Source organism: Paludibacterium sp. (genome assembly GCF_019232825.1).
In the GTDB taxonomy this organism is placed as follows: Bacteria; Pseudomonadota; Gammaproteobacteria; order Burkholderiales; family Chromobacteriaceae; genus Paludibacterium.
This window is the reverse complement of record NZ_JAFAND010000080.1, coordinates 1-22,354: the sequence shown is the minus strand read 5'-3', so window position 1 is coordinate 22,354 and position 22,354 is coordinate 1. Positions and strand designations below refer to the sequence as shown.

The following is a 22,354-nucleotide window of genomic DNA, read 5'->3' as shown; positions in this document are numbered from 1 at the left end:
ACGGCGATGAGGGAGAGGGCGTGCATGGCAAACGCGGGCGGCATGGAAGGTCAAGCGGAGGAGAAGGCGGCGCAGGCGGTGACGGATGCGCTGCTGGCGTTGCGGCAACGGTCCCCCGGCCAGGCCATGGCGAGTTTGCAAGGACTGCAATCGTCGTCCGGCGCGCTGCCGTCCGCGGCGAGGCTGATCTGGCTGGAGACGCAGGCGCAGCTGGGCGAGGCGGCGCAGGCGCGGGCCTGGCTGCAAGCGCAGGCCACGCTCACGCCGGTCGAAAGCGCCCTGCTGAGGCATTTTCAGGCGGACGGCGCTGAGGACGCCGGGCAAACCCTCGCGGCCGAGCCCGACAGGATCGACGCCGCGCGCCAGGCGCTGATCGCCCAAATCGACGCGGGAAACGCGCTAGATAGCTGGCCCGGCGTACTCGACGCCTGCCGGCAGTCCCCTTTGCAGCCGCTGAGTTGGAAGATGCTGGCGCTGGTGTCCGAATCGCTGCAGATGCCGCATCTGGCGCAAGCCGCCTGGCAGCGGGCAGTGCGGCTCGCGCCGCAAGATGCCTGGGCCTGGAGCCGGCTGGGCACGCTTTTATATCAGCAGCGGCGTCTGCCCGAGGCGCGGCAGTGCCTGCAAGCCGCCTGTCTGTTTGCGCCGGGCGAGGCCGGTTTTCATCTGCTGCACGGCAACGCGCTGCGCGACATGGGCTTGCCCGTCGATGCCGAGACGGCTTTCCGCCAGGCGCTGCGGTGCGCGCCGCAGTCGATCGACGTGCTCAATAATCTCGGCAATTTGTTGCGCCAGCGGTGGCAGCTCCCGGAAGCGGAAAAGCGCCTGCGGCTCGCGATGGCGCTCGACCCGCGCCGGGCGACGACCTGTAACAATCTGGCCTGCGTGCTGCGCGATCAAGGACGCCTGGTCGATGCCGAGCAGCTGTTCCGGTTGGCGGGGGAGCTAGCGCCGACGTTGCCGGAGGTCGGCCACAATCTGGTCGAGGTGCTGCTGCAGCAAGAACGGTTCGACCAGGCGGAAACGGCGCTCAACGCCGCGCTGGCCCGGCAGCCGGACGATGCGGTCAGCTGCCGGCAATTTTCGCTGCTGATGCAGCGCTTAGACCGCGCCAAGGAGGCGTTGGCCGTGTACCAGAAGGCCCTGGCCGGCTACCCGCCCACGCCGGATCTGCTGACAGATCTGGGTACGCTGCTGCTCGATCTGGGCCAGTACCCGCTGGCCGAGCGGTCGCTGCGGCAAGCCTTGCTGCTCGACCGTACGCATCTGCGCGCGCATCAGTTCCTGGCGATCGTCATGCGCAAGCAAGGCCGGGCGGCGGATGCCGCCGTGGTGTTGCGGCACGCCCAGGCGTTGCGGCCGGACGATATCGACACGCTGGAAAATCTCGGCATGGTGCTGGGGGATCTGGGGCAAACGGACGAGGCCGAGCAGTGCCTGCGCGCGGCGCTGGCGCGCGATCCCGCTGGCCCGCGCAAATTGATCAATCTCGCCGACCTGCTGTTTAGCGTCGGACGCATGGACGAGGCGACGTCGCTGGCCGAGCGCGCGCTGGCGGTGGCGCCGACCGAGCCGGGCATTGTCGCCGCGGTGATGTTCATGCTGCCGCTGCGGGCCGACGACCCCCGGCTTGCTCATCTATCCCGTCTGCGGGCTGAGCTGCCGAAGTGGCCGCTGGCGGAACGGATCATGTTCCATCTCGCTTGGGGCAAAGCCTGGGAAAAGGCGGGCGACTACGAGCAGGCCTTTGCCTGCTACGACCAGGGCAATCGCCTGCGCGCCGGATTGATGCCCTATGACGAGGCGTCGGCGCAAGCGCAGATCGACCGTCTCGGCCAGCCGTTCACCCCGTCGATGTGGCGCGCGTGGGCGCGGCCGGCGGCTTCGCCGGCCCGCCGCGTTCCGGTGTTCATCGTCGGCATGCCGCGCTCGGGCTCGTCGCTGGTCGAGCAGATGCTGGCGGCGCATCCCGCCGTGCATGGCGGCGGCGAACTGACGCTGATGCAGCAGTTCGTCGAACCGGCGCTGGCGATTCTGAACGGACCGCCAGACGAGGCGCAGATCGCGCGGCTGCACGCGCTGGGCCAGGACTATCTGGATCAGCTGTGGCGGCTGGCGCCGTCGGCGCAGGTCATTTGCGACAAGATGCTGAGCAATTACCTCTACCTCGGCCTCATCGGCCTGATGCTGCCCGAGGCGCGCATCGTCCACTGTGCCCGTTCGCCGATGGACACCTGTTTTTCCTGTTTTACCACTTCGTTCCTGACCGGCCACGAGGAGTGCTTCGACCAGGTCGGCGTGGCGCGACATTTTCTGCTGTACCGCCGGCTGATGCGGCACTGGCAGCAGGTCATGCCGGGGCGCGTGCTGACCGTGGCGTACGAGCGGGTGGTGCAACAGCCCGAGGAGGAGGTGCGGCGCCTGCTCGATGCCATCGGCTTGCCTTGGGATCCGGCCTGTTTGCAATTCCATTCGACCGGACGCCGCGTACGCACCGCCAGCATGACGCAGGTGCGTCAGCCGTTGTACAGGCACGCGATGCAGCGCTGGCAGCATTTCGCGCCTTGGCTGGGCGACATGCATGCGGTACTGGCGGAAGAGGAAGCTGCTTGGCAGCGGATGCTGGTGGAAACGCACTAGGGTCAGTCTGTAAACCGGAAGAAAGGTCGCTATGAAACCGCGAATTGTCGTTGCCCGGGCCATGCCCGAGGCGGTCGCCGCGCGTGCCGCCGCCGAATTCGACGCCCTGCTGTCGCAGGACGATATTCCCGATACCGATACCCTGCTTGTCCGTATCGAGCGCCATCAGCCGCAGGGGCTGATGATCGGCGGCACCACGCCGTTCAATGCCGCCACCATCGCCCGTCTGCCGGCCTGCGTGACCGTGATCGCCACCGTCAGCGCCGGCTACGAACACATCGACGTGGCGGCGGCCAAGGCGCGCGGCATCTTGGTGACCAATGTACCCGACGGCCCCACCGAGTGCACCGCCGACATGGCCATGATGCTGCTGTTGTGCGCGGCGCGGCGCGCCGGCGAGTATCGCGACCTGATGCAGGCCGGCTGGCGCCGGCCGTTGGCCTTTGGCGACATGTTGGGGGTGAAAGTGAGCGGCAAGACGCTCGGCATCGTCGGCATGGGCCGCATCGGCCGCGAGGTGGCGCAACGTGCGCGCGGTTTCGGCATGACCATCCTCTACCATAATCGTCATCGGCTAGCGTCGGCGCTGGAACACGATGCCTGTTACTTCGACGATTTGCGCGCCATGCTGCCGCGCTGCGATTTCCTCTCGCTGCACGCGCCCGGCGGCATCGAAACGCATCGGCTGATCCGCCGCGAGACCTTGGCGCTGTTGCCGCGCGGCGCGGTGTTGATCAATACCTCGCGCGGCCAGCTGGTGGACGAGGACGCGTTGATCGAGGCGTTGCAGAGTGGCCAGCTGGCGGCGGCGGGGCTGGATGTCTTCGCCGCCGAGCCCGATTTCGATTTGCGTTTTACCCGGCTGCCCAACGTGTTCCTGACGCCGCACACCGCGAGTGCGACCGTCGAGACGCGCAACTTGATGGGACAGTGCGCGCTCGACAACCTGGCCGCGGTGTTGAGCGGCCGTCCGCCGTTGACCCCGGTGGGTTAGGGGCTGTCTGCCAACCTTTTGCGGCTGCGGCCGGCAGACAGGCCCTAGGCGGCGCTCGGCCGCAAGAAGCCGTAGACCGTCAACGCCGTCAGCGCGGTGACGGCCGCCAGACCGAAGGCCAACGTCTGGAAGGCTTGCGCGTAGGCCTGTGTCAGCAGGGCCGGCGGCAGACCGGCCGAGGCGGCCGTCAGGTTGCCCATCGCCAGTTGCGCGGCGGCACCGGCGGCGTCCGACGGTAAGTGCGCGCGAATCAGCGCCGCCAACACGGCGCCAACCACCGCCAACGCCACGCCCTCGCCGGCGACCCGCGTGGTGCTGAAGATGCCCGCCGCCATGCCGGCGCGTTCCACCGGCACCACGCTGACCGCCAGTCCGTCCATCACCCCCCACGGAAAGCTGATGCCCACGCCGATGAGCGCCATGGCAAGCCCGGCGGTGCCGTTGCCGTCGATGCGCGCCGTCGTGCCGAGCAGGCTCAAGCCGAGCGCGCAAACCAGCAGCCCGCCCGCCGACAGCACCGCCGCCGGCACCCGTCGGCTCAGCCGTGCCGACAGCAGTGGCAGCGCCAGCATGGGCAACGTCATCCACATCATGTCCAGACCGGCGACGAGCGGGCTCACGCCTTCCACGCCCACCAGGCGCACCGGCAGCAGCACCAGCAGCACCACGAAGGCATAGGCGGGCGCCGCGGCCAGCGTTTGCACGCCGACGAAGCGGGGATAACGGAATAGCCGCAAGTCGAGCATCGGCCGTGCCGCGCGCAGCGCCTGCCACAGATACAGGCCGGTCAACAGCAAAAACGCCAGCATGGCCAGGTGGAAGCGGCGGGAGTCCCAGCCCCAATCGGGCAAGCAGAGCAAGGCGGTGGTCAGCGTGCCAAGCGAGGCGGTAAAGCCCGCCAAGCCGGGCCAGTCCAGCCGTGCCGACGGATCAGCCGATTCCGGCCAGACGCGCCGCGCCAGTAAGAAGGCCAGCGCCGTCAGCGCCACCGGCGCCCAGAAGATCACCCGCCAGCCGGCCGCGCCGATGAGGAACCCCGACATCATCGGCCCGAAGGCCAAGCCGATGCCGAAGGCGGTACCGATCCAGCTGAATGCCTGCAGCCGCTCGTGTTCGCCGAAACGCTGCGCCAGCCCCGCCAAGCCGGAAGAGAGCGCCACGGCGGCGCCCAGTCCCTGTAGCGCGCGCAGCAGATTGAAGGCCAAGAGGCTCGGCACGAGGGTCAGGCCGAGCGACGCCAGCGAGAACAACGCCGTGCCGAGCAAAAATAGCTTGCGCCGGCCCCAGCGGTCGGCCAGCGTGCCGGCCGCCATCAGGCTCGCGCCGAAGCCGAGCATGAAGGCATTGGTGGCCCAGGCAAGCGCCACCGGGCCGCCGCCCAATTCCTGGCGGATGCCGGCCATGGCGATGGCGGGGGCGGTGAACGATAACGGCATGGCCAGCGCGGCCAGGCAGACCGACAGCAGCGCCAGCCGCCGCGATACATCATCAGATAACGACATGGTTTCTCCCTTGAGAATGATTTCTCTAGCGAGCCCATGCTAAATTGCGCGGTAACAGGAAAAAATAACCTGTATATCCACTCAGTACGGACAAAATGGATTGAATGGCATGGAGAACTTGAACGGGTTGCTGGCCTTCGTGCGCACGGCGGAGAGCGGTAGTTTCGTCGCCGCCGGCCGCTTGCTGGGGCTGTCGGCCTCGGCCGTGGGCAAGAGCGTGGCGCGGTTGGAAGCCAGGCTGGGCGTGCGGCTGCTACAGCGCAGCACACGGCATCTGCATCTCACCGCCGAGGGCGAAACCTTTTTGCTGCGCGGGCAACGCATCCTGGCCGATCTGGCGGAGGCGGAGCACGCCATTGCCCAAACGCGCGACACGCCGCAGGGCAAACTGCGTGTCAGCCTGCCGCTGATCGGCTACCGGATGTTGTTGCCGATGCTGGACGATTACCTGCGCGCCTACCCGTCGGTGTCGCTCGACCTGGATTTCAACGACCGGCTGGTGGACGTGATTGAGGAAGGATTCGACGTGGTTATCCGCAGCGGCCAGCTGCGCGATTCGCGTCTGAAGGCGCGGCCGATCGCGCCGTTCGGGTTTTGCGTCGTTGGCTCGCCGGCGTATTTTGCCCGCCGCGGCAAGCCAGGCAGACCGGCGGAGCTGGCCGGCCACGCCTGCCTGCATTACAAATTCCCCACTACCGGCAAACTGCAGCCGTGGGCGCTCTCGCCGGTCGCCGAACACATCCCGCCCACGCTGGTGTGCAATAGTATCGAGGCGCTGATACAGGCCGCCGGCCGGGGGCTGGGGTTGGCGTATCTGCCCGATTTCCTGATCGGCGAGGCCTTGGCGCAAGGCACGCTCGACACGGCGCTGAGCGATTGCCTGCCGCAGCGCGGCACGTTCTGGGCGGTGTGGCCGTCAAGCCGCCACGAGAGCCCCAAAATCCGCAGCTTCGTCGACTTCGTCTGCGCGCGGATGCTCAAGACCGGCTAGGGCCCGGCACCCTACGCCCCATCGTAGCGTGCATTCGCCGTAGGCAATGCACGTTCCTCTATCGACATGTTCGCCAGGTTCAGCACTCTGGCGATCTCGGCCTCCAGATCGGCCAGGTTGATCGGCTTGGTCACGAAGCCATTCATGCCGGCATCATCCGCCGCGGCCTTGTCTTCGTGCAGCACGCTGGCCGTCAGCGCCAGAATCGGCACCGCCGGCCGGTCTTGCTCGCTTTCCCACTGGCGGATCTGGCGGCAGGCCTCCAGGCCGTCCATGTTCGGCATCTGCACGTCCATCAGGATGATGTCGAAGTGCTCGGCGCGTGCCAGCGCCAGTGCCTCGGCGCCGTCGGTGGCGGTCTCGACGGTGTGCCCTTTGCGTTTGAGCAGCAGCTGGATCAGCTTGAGGTTGGCCGGCACGTCGTCGGCGATCAGGATATGCAGGGCCGGCAAGGCGGACGCCAACGCCGGCGGCGCCTTCAACGCCGCGGCTTGGCTACCGCGCGGCAGCGGCACGATCACGCGGAACACGCTGCCTTGGCCCAGCGTGCTCTCCACCTCGATTTGCCCGCCCATTTTTTCCACCAGCTGGCGCGAGATCGTCGTACCCAGGCCCGTGCCGCCGAAGCGGCGTCCGGTGGAGGCTTCCGCCTGCACGAACGGCGCGAATATCTTGGCGAGCGTCTCCGCGCTCATGCCCATGCCGCTGTCGCTGATGGTCAAGATCACCGGACCCTGGTCGTTACTGGCTTTCAAATCGACGTAGCCGTGTTCGGTGAACTTGATCGCATTGCCGATCAGGTTGAGCAATACCTGGCGCAGGCGGAAGGCGTCGCCGATGTAGATGTCGTGCATGTACGCCGGGTAATCGAGCCGCAGCTGCAGGCCCTTGGCCGTGGCGCTGAGAAACAGCGCGTCGATCACCCCCTGGCAGACCTGATGCATCGAGAACGGCTCGTGCTCCAGTTGGAATGCGCCTTGCTCCAGCTTGGCGGTGTCCAGGATATCGTTGAGCAGCCCCAGCAGGCTGCGCGCCGATTGCTCGATGGTTTCCAAGTGCTGGCGCTGGCTGGTTTCCAGCGGGGTGTCGAGCAGCAAGTCGGCATAGCCGATGATGGCGTTCATCGGCGTGCGGATTTCGTGGCTCATATTGGCCAGAAAGGCGCTCTTGGCCGCAGTGGCGGCCTCGGCGCGCTCCTTGGCGCCCAGCAGGCTGATTTCCAACTGCTTGCGCTCGGTGAGGTCGACCACGAAGCCGAGCACCTTATACGGCTTGCCGTCGGCGCCAAGAATCGGGTTGTAATGCGAATACACCCAGATCAACTCGCCGTTTTTGCTCCGGCGCGCGTATTCGCCGCTGCAAAACTCGCCGCGGCGCAGCGCTTGCCACAGCGTCGCCAGATTGTTGCTGCCGTTGCCTTCGGCCACCCAGAAAACGCCGTGGTGTATGCCGATCAGCTCGTCGCGCGCATAGCCGCTCAAACGCAGAAAGTGATCGTTGGCGTCGACGATGTAGCCCTGCATGTCGAACTCCACCACCGCCATGGCCCGGCTGATGGCGTGCACGATGCTTTCGAACTCGGCATTGCGCAGCTTCGACGCCGTAATGTCGAGAATGACGCCGTCGATGAAGTCCGCCTGACCGGCCGGGCCGAAGACGCCGCTGGCGCTTTCCGATACCCAGCGTTCGGTGCCGTCCTGGCGTTGGATGCGGTACTCGACCACGTAGGGAAGGCGCCGCGCCAGCGCTTGATAGATCGCGAGCCGCGCCCGTTCGCGGTCATCGGGGTGAACGAGCTCCAGCACGGTTTTCTCGCCGCTGATGAACAGTTCCTTGGGCCAGCCGCTGAGCGTTTCGATGCCGTCGCTGATGAAGAGCTTTTCCCACGGCTCATGGCTGCGGCTGCGGAAGGCGACGCCGGGGATATTGCCGATGAGCGAGCGCAGCTGCTGTTCGCTGGCCGCCAGCTCGCGCTGCATGCGCTTGCTTTCGCTCAGATCGCCGATGAAGGCGACGTATAACGCCTGATCCGGCAGCAGCGTCTTGGTGACCGCCAGACGGAGGGGGAACGTGGCGCCATCGTGCCGCAGTCCGACCGTCTCGCGCTCGCTGCCGGCCAGGCGCGGCAGATCGAGGCCTGGCGCCGTGCTGAGGTCCTCGGCGCGCCGAAGTTGGTGGGGTGCCGGGATCAACACGCGGATGTTCTGGCCGATGAGCGCCTCGGCCGGCTGGCCGAACAGCCGTGGCACGGCCTCGTTGACCGTCAGAATCGTCCCTTCCGCGTCGCAGGTGATCATGCCGTCGGCCATGGTGTTGACCACCGCTTGCAGCTTGGCCTCATTGGCTTGGGCGGACAGATAAAGCGGGCGATAGCGCAGCAGGATGTTGCCACCGAAAATCAGCGCCCCCAATGCCAAGACCGTCAGGGTGATGGCCTGGGCCAAATAGGCGACGTTGTTGACCGATGGCGCGAAGCCGGGCTCATTCACACCGATGAAGCGCGCCGCCGCCATGCCGAAATAGTGCATGGCGGTAATGGCGCAGCCCATGACGATGCCGCTAAGCAGGATGGAGAGCGTGTCGTTCAGGCGGGTATGGCGCAGCCCGAAACGGATCCACAGCGCCAAGGTGCTTAACAGCACCGCCACGACGATCGACGCGGCGAACCAGAGCGGGTCGTAGCGCAACAGCGGCGCCATTTCCATCGCCGCCATGCCGCTGTAGTGCATGGCGCCGATGCCGGCGCCGACCAGCACGCCGCTGACCACCAGCCGGCGCGTGTTGATGTGTGTGCTGGCCAGCAGACGCAAGGCGAACCATGACGCCAACAGCGCCGGCACCATCGACAGCACCGTCGGCCAGAACGCATAGCGGATGGTGCTGCACAGGGTGAAGGCCAGCATGCCGATGAAGTGCATGGCCCAGATGCCGCAACCCATGGCGATCGAGCCCGACAGCAGCGCCGCGTGACGCAGCCAGCGCTCTTGCGCGTGGCGCGCGAGCCCGGCGATCTGCAGCGCCAGGCAAGAAGTGATGATGGCGATCGCCAGCGACAACGCCACCAGCCAGGGGTTGTAGCTCGATTGCATATAGAGCGACAGGGGGTCGCCCGTTGTGAAAAACGCGCTCAACATCCGAAACTCCCGCCAGACCGATGCCGTCACGAAGAATATGCCCGCCGCGCCGGCGCTGCCGGCGGCGAGGTCCGTCAAACGCTATGCCCAAATCTTATGTATAGGAGATAGTTTGCGATGTGACTAAATTTGCATGGCATTAGGCGATGCCGCGAGGTCCTCGCGGCCGCCTGGACTTAAGGGGATGTCGTTAACGTCGCCCGCAGCGGCGAACCCAGCGCCGCCAGTGCCGCGTTGAAATCCGTCAACGTCAGCGCGGCGGTCTCGGTCGCCACGCAGCGGGTGATGCCGGCGCCGGACGTGTTGTAGGGGCGGAGCTGATCGAGCACGCTATCGGCCGGATCAAGGAAGGTGACGCGCGGCGCGGCGCGCTCGAAGAACGGCCGCAGCCAGGGCAGATGGGTCGACGACAGCGTCATGACGTCGATGTGCGGCTCTGCTTGCAACAGTTCGGCCATGAAGCGGCCGACCGCTTGTTGCGTGCCGTCCGGGTCGCGCAGAAAGGCGAAGTTTTCCACCAGGTCGACCAGCGGCGAGGCGTTGATCAAGGCGACCTCCCCCGCGTCTTGCCGTTCGCGCGCCACGTAGTCGTGCATCGCTTGGCTCGTCACCATCGATTTCACCCCGAGCACAGCTACCTGCTTGCTCGACGAGGCGGCCAGCGCGTCGCCTACCGGCGGAAAGACGCCGATGATCGGCGCGTCGACCTCGGCGCGGAGCGCCTCCCACACCACGATGCTGGGCGCGTTGGAGGCCAGGATCACCGCCGCGCAGCCTTGGCCGAGCAGATAGCGCGTGGCGGCGCCGACCGCGTCGAGCAGCTCGGCCGGCGTTTTGGCGCCATAGGGAAAGCTCGCGCGATCGGCGAGGTAGAGGATGTCCTGCTGGGGAAAATGGGCGCGCACGCGCTCGACGATGGCGTAGCTGCCGATGCCGGCATCGAAGATGCCGACGGGTTGGTGCAATGGCGTCATGGGTATTGTTTTGAATGAAAGGACATGAGCATAACGCATTCGTCGTGTGGCGTGTATGCACCGCCAGCTCGGTGCCGTTGCCGGCGGTTAAGTATCAGCTAAGTCTGACCTATTAAGCTCCCCCTGTCCTTTTATCTTTTTGCGAAGGAGTCGCACCGATGCAAACCGTTGCCGAGGCGGATGCGCGGGCCTTATTGAATAAGGTGCCCGCCGTCACGCTGTCTTTCTGGATCATCAAAATCTTGTCCACCACCGTCGGCGAAACCGGCGCCGATTTTCTCGCGGTCAACGCAGGCTGGGGGCAGAGCTTGACCTGTGTCGCCATGGGGGCGTTGTTGCTGGTGGCGCTGTCGGCGCAATTGCGCGCGCGCTGCTACACGCCGTGGACCTATTGGTTGAGCGTGGTGCTGGTCAGCGTGGTCGGCACGCAAATCACCGATCTGCTCACCGATGGCCTGGGTGTCAGTCTCTATGTCAGCACCGCGGCCTTCGCCATGGTATTGGCCGGCATTTTCTTTGTCTGGTATCGCATTGAGCGCACCTTGTCGATTGCCGCCGTCACAACGCGCCGACGCGAACTGTTTTACTGGGCCGCTATTCTGTGCACGTTTGCCCTGGGCACCGCGGCCGGCGACTTGGCGACCGAGGCGCTGCGTCTGGGCTTCGTGTTGGGTGTCTTCGTGTTCGGCGCGTTGATCGGTTTAGCCTGGCTGGCATGGCGCCTGCGCTGCCATGCGGTGCTGACTTTTTGGATTGCCTACATTTTGACGCGGCCATTCGGCGCGGCATTAGGTGATTGGCTGACCCAAGCGCGCGACTATGGCGGTCTTGGCATGGGGCCGATGTGGACCAGCGTCTTGTTCTTGTCGGTGATCGTGCTGCTCGTCGGCATGGCGCAACGGCGCGCACCCATCCCGCCGTTGGCGCAGGCTGCCGATGCGGCCGATTGAGCGTTTGAGAAAGGGAACCGTATGTTGATGTTGACGACACGCCGGCTGTTGGCCGTCTTGTTTCTGCTGGGGCTGGCCGCCTGCTCCAAGTCGGCGCCACCGGCGCCTTCTTCCGTGTCCTCCCCGAGCGGCACGAGCGCCGCGGCTAGTGCCCCCGCCTCGGCGCTGGGCGATTTGACGCCATTCAGCGTGATCGCCGCCGACGTCGCCGCACGCGTGGACAAGGGCGATCTGGCTTCAGCCAAGACGAGGATCAAGGATCTGGAAATCGCGTGGGACACGGCTGAGGCGGGCCTCAAGCCGCGCGCGCCGGCCGACTGGCATCGGCTGGACGCGTCGATCGACCGTGCATTGTCGGCGTTGCGCGCCGACACGCCACGCCAAGCGGATTGCCGCGATGCGCTGATCGTGCTGCTGGGCACTTTTCACACCCTGCAAGGCAAGTGACGGATCGACCGCGCCGGGTGGTCGCCTGGCGCGGAATCGGGTCAGGCGATGCGCCTGATTATTAATTCATGGTAATTTTTTTGCATAATAATATATTTTTTCATATACAAATATCTTCTTGTTTGTAGCAGGAGAGAACATGATGCGGACCCTCTATATCAGCGCTTGTTCGCTTGGCGCCGTGTCGCTTTTGTTGGGTTGTAGCTCAACGGATCCTACGCAATCAGTGGCAACCAGTTGGGGGCAGGAGCTGCGTCAGATGCAAGTTGAACCGGTGTTCCCTATTCGCGAAGATATTCAGCCGGGCGACGTTTTCATCCTATGTGCCGGGAGTGACCCGACTCATCCATCTAAGCAGGTATTGCCCATTTCCACGTATTGGACGCGCTTGGATGCCACGACGATCAAACAATTACTTGAAGACTACTACCGTACCCGCCTGATCATGCCGATCAACAAAGTGGTTGGCGGACAGGCTGCGTCGCAGCCGAGCATTCAGCAAAACACCTCGGCAAGCGGAACGTTTACCCATTTGCAGTTGGTTGCGTTTCCGGATGCGATGCATGCCTCGCTAGATAGCCGTAGCCTTTCGGCGCTGATTCCCGCCGGGGTTGCGCTGGGACGGTTTGGCATCAGCAGCCAGGAGGTGGACTCGGGTTCGTTGTCTATCACCTCCGCATCCTATTACGGCTTGCCACAGGCAAAGATCATGCCGTTGGTGAAGGAGCAGATTGGTCCAAATGGCGAACTCGGCAGGGAGGATTTCAAGAAGGCGCTTGACGCCAAAGAGGCCGAGTGCCAGCCGTTAAATTTGTACGCTCAGGCAGTCGTGGTTTCCGAAGTGTTCCTGGCCAATGGCATCCGCTTGAAACTGCAGTCCAGCAAGGCCGCCACCGCACAGATGCAGCTGAATACCGTGTTGTCCAGCGGCAGTACGGTGGCCAATACACTAAGTACGATCCAAAAGTTGCAGGCTAGCGCTGCCACTGCCGGCAAGACGCAAGCCCCCGCTGGCAATGGTGGCACTGCATCCGGTCAAGACGCGCAAACCCAGGCGTTGTCTGCGGCGGTGGTCAGCCTGCTGACCGGCATGGAGAGCTCGCAGGAGAACTTACCTGGTGTGTCCGGCACCATCACCACAGGTTCGACCGGCACGATCTCGATGGACAGTATTTTTACCAAGCCGCTGGTGTTTGGTTATCGGGGGGTGCACATCAGAAAGAACGCCAGTGATACCGGCTTTGAGATAAGGGGAACTGATCTGGGGGTAGCGCCAGCCATGATGGTGCGCATCCCGCAGTGAGTGTATCCACCCCGGTCCGTGGTCTCTGCGTTACCAAAGGCTTGTAGCACGCATTCGCCGTAAGCAATGCACGTTCTGTTTGCGCCCGAGGCCGTGCGTTGCTGCGCGAACGCACGCTACTAGGTGCTGCTGACAAAAACTGTCATTAGCCGTTGTTATCTTGCTCATATCGCGGCAACCGTCGCGCGGCGGGAGGACGACATGGCAAGGCAGATCAATGGGGCGGTGAAAGTGGCGCGCGCCTACTTCGAGGCGATGGCCAACAAGGACGTGGCGGGCGTGCTGGCATTGGCCGCCGAGCAGGTCACCTGCGACAGTCCCGCGGGGTCGCTGTCGGGGGTGCAAGCCTATCGCGGGTTTCACGAGGGCTTCGCGCGCATGCTGGAAAAACTCACGCTGCAGGCGCTGTTCGGCGACGAAGAACGGGCGGTGATCGTCTACCGTGCCGACACCCTGCCGGTGAAAGGGGGCTACGTGACCGAGCATCTCACCGTCCGGGCCGGCAAGATCGTCGCCGATCAGTTCATCTACGACGCCGCGCCGTACGCGGCCTATCTGGCGGCGCTGCCGCAACGGTGATGACCGGCCCCGATTGGCGTTGAAAACGTCATTGACCGTTCTCTTGCCGTCCTGTCGTCAATCGATATGGATCAGGTACACTGTCACCTAACAAATTTGCATAATAATCAGGGTGGCAGTATGCGGTGGAGAATATGGATTCCCGTTTTTGCCTTGTTCGTCCTGCTGGGCGGTTGTGGAGAGGACGCCGCGATCGAACAGCAGGTGCCGGCACAGGACATGACCACGGCTAAACACTATATCGCCTTGTTGCAGAACCGGCAGTTCGACCAGCTCGAGAAAGATCTCGACCCCGGACTCAAAAGCGCCAAAGCCCATGAGACGTTCGTGGCCATGGCTGGACTGCTGCCGCAACAAGCCCCGCTCTCCGCGAAGGTGGTCGATTGGAGAGCGTCCGATTACTCTTCCACGCTAAAGGCCTGGACAACCGTCAACCTGACTTACGAATACCAATTCTCCGATAAGTGGCTGATCATTAACGTGGCGAGTCAAAAGAGCGCGACAGGCGTCACCCTTACCGGCATGCACGTCTATCAGAGCGCCGACTCGCTCGAGCACATCAACCGATTTACTCTGGCAGGTAAAGGTCCGCTCCATTATTTTGTTCTGCTCTCCTGCGTTCTCATTCCTCTGCTGATGATATTTGCCGTGGTCTGCTGCATAAGGAGCAAGGAGGTTAAACGCAAGTGGCTGTGGATACTGTTCATTCTTGTCGGCTTAGGTCAATTCAGCCTTAACTGGACCACGGGGGAATGGCTGTTCCACCCTGTCAGCTTGCTCTTGTTGGGTGAGAGCTATTTTGCTCCCTTGTTTGGTGGCTGGACGCTGTCAATTTCTCTGCCGCTGGGCGCGCTGCTGTTTTTATGGACACAGAGTAAATCGCTGCTGCGGTCTGGCGCGGACAGTAGGGATAACGCGTCCGATTCCGCCGCAAACGATTAACCGCTTGACGGTGAAGGACGATCGTCATGCTGTCTTCTCTCAATCTCAATTTGCTGCGTTCGCTGGACGTGCTGCTCGAATTGCGCAACCTGACCCGGGCGGCCGAGCGCCTGGCGCTGACGCAATCGGCGATGAGCCGCCACTTGGCGCTGTTGCGCGACCATTTCGAGGACCCGCTGTTGTTGCGCGAGGGGCAGCGCTTTGTGCTGACCGAGCGCGCCGAGGCGCTGCGGCTGCCGCTCAAGGGGGTGTTGGCCGATATCGACGGCCTGTCGCAGCTGCCGCGCTTCGATCCGGCCACGTGCGCGCGCCAGTTCGAGTTCGCCGGCTCGGACTATCTGGCGGAATACATGTTTCCCGATATCCTGCGCCAGGTGCTGCCGCAGGCGCCGCGGCTGACGCTGATTTTCCGCATGTGGCAGGCCGGGCGGTTCGACATTCTGGTCGACGAAGGGGTGGATCTGGTGACCACCATCGCCGAGCGGATTCCGGACAATCTGCACGGCATGTCGCTAGGACAGGACAAGCCGGTTTGCGTGATGGCGCACGACCACCCGCTGTGCCGCCAGGCGACGTTCGAGCTGAGCGACTACCTGGCCTGGCCGCATGCGCGCATCACCACCGCCAGCGACAAGGATAGCTTCGTCGACCACTATTTGACCCAGGCCGGACTGCGGCGCGAGGTGCGGGTCTCGGTGCCGTTCTTCGTGTCGGCGCTGCGTGTGGTGGCAGGCAGCACGATGCTGCTGACCTTGCCCGAGCACCTGGCGGCGCGTTTCGCGCTGCAATTCCCGGTCAGCTTCCGTCCGCTGCCGTTCGACGCGCACACCTACCGCTATTGGCTGTTGTGGCACGGGCGCATGGAGCGCGATCCGGCACACCAGTGGTTCCGCAAGCAAGTGTTCGACGTGCTGTACCACTCGATCTACGGCATCACCAAGCATGAAAATTTCTCATGGTGACCATGAGGAGATAGCCGTTCCCTGCATGGTGCATGCCGGCTAGACTGCTTTCTCATGAATCGTTGCCGTTGAGAAAGAGGGATTGCGTATGAATTTCACCGCGTGGCTGCCATTGGCCGGGGTGTGTTTGCTGGGGGCGATGTCGCCCGGACCCAGTTTGGCCATGATCATCCGTCAAACGCTCGGCGGCAGCCGGCAACAAGGGGTGTGCGCCGCGGCGGCCCACGGCGTCGGCGTCGGTCTGTTCGCGCTGGCTGCGGTGCAGGGACTGGCGCTGGTGTTGACCGCCGAGCCGTGGCTGTTTCGCGCCATCACCTGGGCCGGCGCGGCGTTTCTGTGTTGGCTCGGCTGGCAGAGTCTGCGCGCGGGGGGCGACGGTCCGGCGCTAGCGGACCCGGCGCAAGCGCGCTCGTCGCTGTGGCGCTCGACGCGCGAGGGGCTGGTCGTGGCATTGTCCAATCCGCATTTGGCGGTCTTCTTCCTGGCGCTGTTCAGCCAGTTCGTGGTGCCGGGCATGTCGTGGGCGCACAAGGCGGGCATGGTGCTGTTGGCCGGCGTGTTGGACATGGCTTGGTATTCGCTGGTGGCGCTGCTGCTGTCCCATCCGCGCGTGCTGACCCTGCTGCGTTGCCGCATGGGCTGGGTCAATCGGGCCACCGGCGTGGTGCTGCTGCTCATGAGCGTGCGCGTGCTGACCTTGTGATCGCTGCTTGCCGTTGGTCAGCGGCGCCAGCGATCTAAATGAAAATCATTCCCATTATCAAAATTAATCGTTATAATTAGTCCTAATTCGTAGGCGCATGCTTTGGGAGTATCGCGCCCGCCTCTTCTCATCGCTGTTTCTTGACCAGGAATTCAGGCTCTATGGCTTCCCTCTCTTCCCGTCTTGGCAACATGGCGCTGGCCGCCGTGACCGTGGCCGTCCTGTTTGGCGCCAAGGCCGCGCAGGCCGACGACGGTATCGTCGTGTACAACGCCCAGCACGAAAATCTCACGCAAGCTTGGGTGGATGGCTTTACCCAGGCCACCGGCATCAAGGTGACCTTGCGCAACGGTAGCGATAGCGAGCTGGGCAATCAGATCGTGCAAGAGGGCAAGGCGTCGCCGGCAGACGTCTTTCTGACCGAGAATTCGCCGGCCATGACGCTGGTCGACAATGCCGGCCTGTTCGCGCCGCTGCCGGCCGCGACGTTGGCCCAGGTGGCGCCGGCCTACCGGCCCGTCCATGGCAAGTGGATCGGCATCGCCGCCCGCTCGACGGTATTCGTCTACAACAAGGACAAGCTCAAGCCGGCCGACCTGCCCAAGTCGTTGCTCGATCTGGCCGCGCCCAAGTGGCAAGGCCGCTGGGCCGCGTCGCCCAGCGGGGCGGATTTCCAAGCCATCGTCAGCGCCATGCTGGCCCTGAAGGGCGAGGCGGCCACGCTTGCCTGGCTCAAGGGCATGAAGGCCAACGTCGTCGCCTACAAGGGCAACAGCACGGTGCTCAAGGCGGTGAATGCCGGCCAGGTCGAAGGCGGCGTGATCTACCACTATTACAGTTTCGTCGACCAGTCCAAGACCGGCGAAAACAGCAAGAACACCGCGCTGTACTACTTCAAGCACAAGGATCCGGGTGCGTTCGTCAGCCTGTCCGGCGCCGGCGTGCTGGCATCGAGCAAGCACCCGCAACAGGCGCAGGCCTTCGTGAAGTGGATCACCGGCGGAGAAGGGCAGACGGTGCTGCGCACTGGCAACGCATTTGAATATGCGGTCGGTCGAGGCGCCGCCTCCAATCCCAAGCTGATGCCGCTGAGCGAATTGGACGCGCCTCGGGTCGATGCCGCCAAGCTCAACGGCAAGAAGGTGATCGATCTGATGATGCAGGCTGGCCTGCTGTAACGCCATGTCGGAACCGCTTTCGCGCGCCTTGCCGCCGTTTGCCGAGCCGGCCGTCGCGACGGCCCGCGCCCTGCCCGCCGCCGCGCGCCGCGGCGGCAGTGCCGTCCCCTGGCTGACGGGGCTGGTGGTGGCCATCGCCCTGCTGGCGCTGCTGCCGTTGAGCTTTGTCGCCGTCGTGGCGCTAGAGACCGGTTGGGCCACCATCGTGACCCTGCTGTTCCGGCCCCGCGTCGGCGAGCTGCTGATCAACACGGTGTCGTTGGTGCTGTTGACGGTGCCGCTGTGCATCGTCATGGGCGTGGGGCTCGCCTGGCTGACCGAGCGCAGCACCCTGCCGGGGCGGCGCATGTGGTCGGCCTTGGCGGTGGCGCCCATCGCCGTGCCGGCGTTCGTGCACAGTTACGCCTGGGTCAGCCTGGTGCCGTCGCTGCACGGCTTGGCGGCCGGCGTGCTGATTTCGGTCATCGCCTATTTCCCGTTTCTGTACCTGCCGGTGGCGGCCACGCTGCGCCGGCTCGATCCGGCGTTGGAAGACGTCGCCGCGTCGTTGGGTCAATCCCCTGGGCGCATCTTCTGGCGGGTGGTGCTGCCGCAGCTGCGCCTGGCCATTGGCGGCGGCGCGCTGCTGGTCGGTCTGCACCTGTTGGCCGAGTATGGGCTCTACGCGATGATCCGCTTCGATACCTTTACCACCGCCATTTTCGATCAATTCCAATCCACATTCAGCGGCCCGGCCGCCAACATGCTGGCCGGCGTGTTGGCGCTTTGCTGTCTGTTGCTGTTGGCGCTGGAGGCGCGCATGCGCGGCCGGGCCCGCTATGCCCGCGTCGGCTCGGGCAGCGCCCGGTCCATCGCGCCGCGGCGGCTGTCGCCGGCCATGGCGGCGCTGTGCCTGTTGCTCAACGGCGCGGTGGCGGCATTGACGCTGGGCGTGCCGCTGCTGACGCTGGGGCGCTGGCTGCTGATCGGCGGCCTGGGCGCTTGGCCGTGGCAGAGCCTGTTGCCGGCATTGGGGCAAACCCTGCTATTGGCCTTCGCCGGCGCGGTGTTGACCACCTTGGCGGCCATCCCCATGGCCTGGCTGTCGGTGCGCCATCCCAGCCGTCTCAATCGCGTGTGGGAGGGCTGTCATTACCTGGCCAGCGCCATGCCCGGCATCGTGGTGGCATTGGCGCTGGTGACGGTCACCATCCATTGGGCGCGGCCGATTTATCAAACGCTGCTGACGGTGTTTCTCGCCTATGTGCTGATGTTCTTGCCGCGTGCGCTGATCAGCCTGCGCGCCGGCATGGCGCAGGCGCCGGAAACGCTGGAAAACGCCGCGCAGAGCCTGGGCGTGTCGCCGGGCCGCGCCCTGTGGCGCGTGACCCTGCGGCTGGCCGCGCCCGGCGCCGCCGCCGGCGCCGCCATGGTGTTTTTGGCCATCACCAACGAACTGACCGCTACCTTGCTGCTGGCGCCCAACGGCACGCGCACGCTGGCGACCTGCTTTTGGTCGTTGACCAGCGAAATCGACTATGTGTCGGCAGCACCGTATGCGCTGCTGATGATTCTGCTCTCCCTGCCGCTGACGTGGCTGCTTTATCACCAATCCAGACGGAGTGCTGGCCGATGACCGCGATCGACATTCACCAACTGAGCAAGCACTACGGCGCCATGCCCGCGGTCGACGACGTCACGCTGAGCATCGCCGCCGGCAGCCGCATGGCGGTTGTCGGTCCCTCCGGCTCGGGCAAGACCACGCTTTTGCGGCTGATCGCCGGTTTCGAGTTTCCCGACGCCGGCCGCATCGCGTTGGACGGTCAACTGCTGGCCGACGCGCACCGCGCCGTGCCGGCGCACGAGCGGGGGATCGGTTATGTGCCGCAGGACGGGGCGCTGTTTCCGCATCTGAGCGTGGCGGACAATATCGGTTTCGGCTTGTCCGAGACGCGCCACGCCAAACGCGCCCGCATCGATGCGCTGTTGACCATGGTGTCGCTCGACCCGGTCCTGGGCACGCGCTGGCCGCACGAGTTGTCCGGCGGGCAGCAGCAGCGTGTGGCGCTGGCGCGCGCCCTGGCGCAGCGGCCACGGCTGATGTTGCTGGATGAGCCGTTTTCCGCGCTGGATACCGGCTTGCGCGTCAGCATGCGCAAGGCGGTGGCGCAGCTGCTGCGTGAGACGGGCATTACCGCCATTCTGGTGACGCACGATCAGGCGGAGGCGTTGTCGTTCGCCGATCAGCTGGCGGTGATGCGGCAAGGGCGGCTGGTGCAGCACGGCACGCCGGCCGAGCTGTACCGGCATCCGCGCGACGGCGCCACCGCGCTGTTTCTGGGCGAGGCGGTGATTTTGCCGGCCCGGTTGCATAACGGCCGCGCCCATTGCGCGTTGGGGGATTTGCCGGCGCCCGGCCAAGCGGTGGCGGGGACGGCACGCATCATGCTGCGGCCGGAACAGCTGCGCTTGCTGCCGGCCGGCGACGGCGCGGATTGTCAGGGGCGGGTCGCCGACATCGATTTCGGCGGGCATAGCAGCCTGCTCGACATTGTGCTGCCCGCGCGCGATGGGGAAGAGGCGGTCACATTGCAGGTGAAATACGCCGGGCTCGCGTTGCCGGCGCTCGGCAGCATGGTGCGCGTGGCCGTCGACGGTCACGCGCATGTGTTGGGCGATTAGCGCTGCCGCGAGGCGAGCGCCGGCCCGGTCATGACCCGGCCAGCGCCCCCTGGGCGGTTGCCGATTTGCAGCATTCGATCGCCGCCTGGTAGCTGCCGAAATCGTCCGGCGAGGCGGGGAGCGGATCGCGCCCCGCGGCGTACGGCGAGTGCAGACTGAGCGTCATGACCTTGTTGGTCTCCGGCAGGCGTGCCCGTGCCGCCGCCCGCGCCGCGCCGATGTCCGCCGCTTCGGCGCTCACCAACCAAAACTGCGACACGATGTCGACCGGCGCCTCGGCGGCATCGGCCGGCCGCAGTTCGTCAAGCGCGATGCGGCGGGCGTCGATCTGCTGCGCGCGCAGCGCCCAGACCAGTACCTCGGCGGCCAGCTCGTCCAACTCGCCGCCGACGGCGATCACCACCACCACCGAGGCGGCCGGCACATCGAGCGGCCCTTGCCAGCGACCGCCTTGCCGTTCCCGTTGCAGGCGCAGCTTACGCGCCAGCGATTCGCCGTCCAGCACCGACACCGAAACCCGGTGCCGCTCGCGCTGCCCGGCCAATGCCACCAGCAGGGCCGCCACCGAGTGGTTGACCTTGTCGCGCTCGTCGTCGGTGATCGCCTGCTGCTCGAAATCGGCCCGGGCCATGAATAGCGCGGGCATCAGCACCTTGTCGCAGAAGGCGCCGAGCGATTGCGCCTTGAGAAACTGGCGCGCGCTCAGCACGATGCTGTGGCTGTCGCCGCGTAGCGCCCGCTGGTAGAACCGCTCCGGCTGGCTCAGCGACGGCACGTCGCCGAACAGGATGTCGAGGAAGCGCAGCGCCGCCAAGTAGCGGCCCGCCACCACCAGGCACAGCGTCAGCGGGGTGGACAACACCAATCCCGCCGGTCCCCACAGCGCGCTCCAGAAAATGGCGGACACCACCACCGACAATGGCGACAGCCCGGTGCTGTGGCCATACAGCCGCGGCTCCAATAGTTGCGATACCAATAGTTCGGTGGCCAGGAATACCGCCGCGGTCAGTACCGCCTGCGACCAGCCCGGGGCGATGGCGGCGGCGAGCACTGTGGCGCAGAGACCGGCGATCCACACGCCGATGTAGGGCACGAAACGCAACAGCGCCGCCATCGCACCCCACAAGAACGCTTGCGGCAGACCCAACAGCGCCAGCGCGAGCCAAATCACCGCGCCGACGGCCAAGTTGACGCCGAATTGCGATACGAAATAGCGCGACAACCGTTGCGCCACATCGCCCACCGCGGCGGTGGTGGCGCGCAAATTGCCCGGTCCGGCCAAGCGGACGAAGCGGTCGCCCAGCGTGTCTTGTTCGAACAGGATGAACAGCAGCACGATCAACACCACGCCGGTGGTCTCCAACGGCCGCGACACGGTATTGAAGATGTTCAGCAGCAGTTGCAGCGGACCGGGGCGCGGCGGATGAAGCTCGACCGGAATCGGTTCGCCGCCGCTGCCGTTGAGCACGGCCGCGACATGCGCGGCGGGCGCCGAGGCGCCGGCCGGCGGCGCCATCTCGCGCATGACCGCGTCGGCGCGCTGCGCCAAGATGTCGAGCCGGCCCAGCGTCAATTGGTTGAGCTCAGCCAGCTTGTCGTGAATGGTGCTTTCGTACTGCGGCATGGCGGCGCCGATCTTGATCACCTGGCTGCCGATCTCCATGCCGGTAAACAGCAGTCCCACGGTCAGCGCCGCCACGGCCGCGCAGACCGCCACGCTCTGCGGCAGGCCGAGATGACGCAGTTTGCGCACCAGCGGCGCGATCAGGAAGCTCAGCATCACCGCCAGGGTGATCGGAATCAGCACGTCCCGTCCGAGGTAAAGCAGCGCCAACACCACGCCAGTGGCGACGATCTGGCCGGCGTACCCGTGGGATGCGGGTTCGGCGCGGGCATGGGACATGGGCTTCTCCTAATATGGCGGCTTAAAGATAGGTGCACAGCATACCCGCAATCGCGGCGTCTTAGGACTCCTGGAGCATCAATGTCATGAGCGCGTGCACGCTGCCAAGCGGCGAATTGGCGTGCATGTCGCACAGGTGTTCGCCGAGAAGTTGGACGATGGCGTCGCCGTGGAGATCGTCGAGACGGATGTGCATGTGGCGCCCTTGCCAAGATGTCGGTTGATTGTCTGATTCAAGCAAATAGCATATAGGGCAATCCTTGCCGATGCACTATCTCCAGGGCAGACGCATGGCGTCGTTGGCTGCGCGCAGCCAACGACTAACGTTTCCTGAACATTGGGCCGGCTCCGATGGGCATGGCGGGGCGTCTTCGTCGCGTTGCCAGACCCCTTGATCCTGTTGTGGCCACCATGATTTAAATCGCCTGCTTCATCCTCCTAGAGGTGAACACATTATGGGAAGGTCGTGCGTTGCTTCGCGAACGCACGCT

At 65.0% G+C, this 22,354-nt stretch carries 18 protein-coding genes; 13 read left to right on the top strand and 5 right to left on the bottom strand.

The window, feature by feature from the left end:
• Positions 1 to 24 precede the first annotated feature (24 nt).
• Positions 25 to 2,640, top strand: a complete 2,616-nt coding sequence (locus JOZ06_RS10095; RefSeq protein WP_293232013.1) for a tetratricopeptide repeat-containing sulfotransferase family protein — start codon at positions 25 to 27, stop codon at positions 2,638 to 2,640.
• Positions 2,641 to 2,671: 31 nt separating this feature from the next.
• On the top strand, positions 2,672 to 3,634 hold the full coding sequence (locus JOZ06_RS10090; protein WP_293232011.1) for a D-glycerate dehydrogenase: 963 nt from the start codon (positions 2,672 to 2,674) through the stop codon (positions 3,632 to 3,634).
• A gap of 44 nt (positions 3,635 to 3,678) precedes the next feature.
• Here JOZ06_RS10090 and JOZ06_RS10085 read toward each other — a convergent pair whose 3' ends face one another.
• The gene (locus JOZ06_RS10085) at positions 3,679 to 5,136 is read right to left on the bottom strand and encodes an MFS transporter (RefSeq protein ID WP_293232009.1); all 1,458 of its coding nucleotides are present in this window, start codon (positions 5,134 to 5,136) and stop codon (positions 3,679 to 3,681) included.
• Positions 5,137 to 5,245: 109 nt separating this feature from the next.
• Between JOZ06_RS10085 and JOZ06_RS10080 the strand changes: the two genes are divergently transcribed.
• On the top strand, positions 5,246 to 6,127 hold the full coding sequence (locus tag JOZ06_RS10080; protein WP_293232007.1) for a LysR family transcriptional regulator: 882 nt from the start codon (positions 5,246 to 5,248) through the stop codon (positions 6,125 to 6,127).
• An 11-nt stretch (positions 6,128 to 6,138) separates the two neighbouring features.
• Here the strand turns inward: JOZ06_RS10080 and JOZ06_RS10075 are convergent, their stop codons facing one another.
• Both JOZ06_RS10075 and JOZ06_RS10070 read right to left on the bottom strand, forming a co-directional pair.
• Positions 6,139 to 9,339, bottom strand: a complete 3,201-nt coding sequence (locus tag JOZ06_RS10075) for a PAS domain S-box protein (protein WP_293232005.1) — start codon at positions 9,337 to 9,339, stop codon at positions 6,139 to 6,141.
• Positions 9,340 to 9,437: 98 nt separating this feature from the next.
• The gene (locus JOZ06_RS10070; RefSeq protein WP_293232003.1) at positions 9,438 to 10,235 is read right to left on the bottom strand and encodes an aspartate/glutamate racemase family protein; all 798 of its coding nucleotides are present in this window, start codon (positions 10,233 to 10,235) and stop codon (positions 9,438 to 9,440) included.
• Positions 10,236 to 10,393: 158 nt separating this feature from the next.
• Here JOZ06_RS10070 and JOZ06_RS10065 point away from each other — a divergent pair, with 158 nt between their 5' ends.
• The 10 genes from JOZ06_RS10065 (at position 10,394) to JOZ06_RS10020 (ending at position 19,960) form a co-directional block, all read left to right on the top strand.
• Positions 10,394 to 11,185: a hypothetical protein gene (locus tag JOZ06_RS10065; protein WP_293232001.1), complete on the top strand. Its 792-nt coding sequence runs from the start codon at positions 10,394 to 10,396 to the stop codon at positions 11,183 to 11,185.
• Positions 11,186 to 11,212: 27 nt separating this feature from the next.
• Entirely contained in the window at positions 11,213 to 11,632 is a 420-nt protein-coding gene (locus JOZ06_RS10060) for a hypothetical protein (protein ID WP_293231999.1), read from the top strand.
• A 139-nt stretch (positions 11,633 to 11,771) separates the two neighbouring features.
• Entirely contained in the window at positions 11,772 to 12,935 is a 1,164-nt protein-coding gene (locus tag JOZ06_RS10055; protein WP_293231997.1) for a hypothetical protein, read from the top strand.
• Positions 12,936 to 13,136: 201 nt separating this feature from the next.
• Entirely contained in the window at positions 13,137 to 13,514 is a 378-nt protein-coding gene (locus tag JOZ06_RS10050; protein WP_293231995.1) for a nuclear transport factor 2 family protein, read from the top strand.
• Between the two features lie 153 nt (positions 13,515 to 13,667).
• A complete protein-coding gene (locus JOZ06_RS10045) occupies positions 13,668 to 14,456 on the top strand; it encodes a hypothetical protein (protein ID WP_293231993.1) in 789 nt (262 codons plus the stop codon).
• 26 nt (positions 14,457 to 14,482) lie between these two features.
• A complete protein-coding gene (locus JOZ06_RS10040; protein WP_293231991.1) occupies positions 14,483 to 15,418 on the top strand; it encodes a LysR family transcriptional regulator in 936 nt (311 codons plus the stop codon).
• 88 nt (positions 15,419 to 15,506) lie between these two features.
• Entirely contained in the window at positions 15,507 to 16,121 is a 615-nt protein-coding gene (locus tag JOZ06_RS10035; RefSeq protein WP_293231989.1) for a LysE family translocator, read from the top strand.
• A 161-nt stretch (positions 16,122 to 16,282) separates the two neighbouring features.
• Positions 16,283 to 17,299, top strand: coding sequence for an iron ABC transporter substrate-binding protein (locus tag JOZ06_RS10030; protein WP_293231987.1), 1,017 nt, complete (start codon positions 16,283 to 16,285; stop codon positions 17,297 to 17,299).
• 4 nt (positions 17,300 to 17,303) lie between these two features.
• Positions 17,304 to 18,914, top strand: coding sequence for an iron ABC transporter permease (locus tag JOZ06_RS10025; protein WP_293231985.1), 1,611 nt, complete (start codon positions 17,304 to 17,306; stop codon positions 18,912 to 18,914).
• Positions 18,911 to 19,960, top strand: a complete 1,050-nt coding sequence (locus JOZ06_RS10020; RefSeq protein ID WP_293231984.1) for an ABC transporter ATP-binding protein — start codon at positions 18,911 to 18,913, stop codon at positions 19,958 to 19,960. The genes JOZ06_RS10025 and JOZ06_RS10020 overlap by 4 nt, the downstream gene beginning before the upstream one ends.
• A gap of 28 nt (positions 19,961 to 19,988) precedes the next feature.
• Here JOZ06_RS10020 and JOZ06_RS10015 read toward each other — a convergent pair whose 3' ends face one another.
• Both JOZ06_RS10015 and JOZ06_RS10010 read right to left on the bottom strand, forming a co-directional pair.
• Positions 19,989 to 21,863: an AI-2E family transporter gene (locus JOZ06_RS10015; protein WP_293231982.1), complete on the bottom strand. Its 1,875-nt coding sequence runs from the start codon at positions 21,861 to 21,863 to the stop codon at positions 19,989 to 19,991.
• Between the two features lie 61 nt (positions 21,864 to 21,924).
• Positions 21,925 to 22,059 carry a hypothetical protein gene (locus JOZ06_RS10010; protein WP_293231980.1) on the bottom strand — a complete coding sequence of 45 codons (135 nt, stop codon included), beginning with the start codon at positions 22,057 to 22,059 and terminating at the stop codon, positions 21,925 to 21,927.
• Between the last annotated feature and the right edge of the window lie 295 nt (positions 22,060 to 22,354).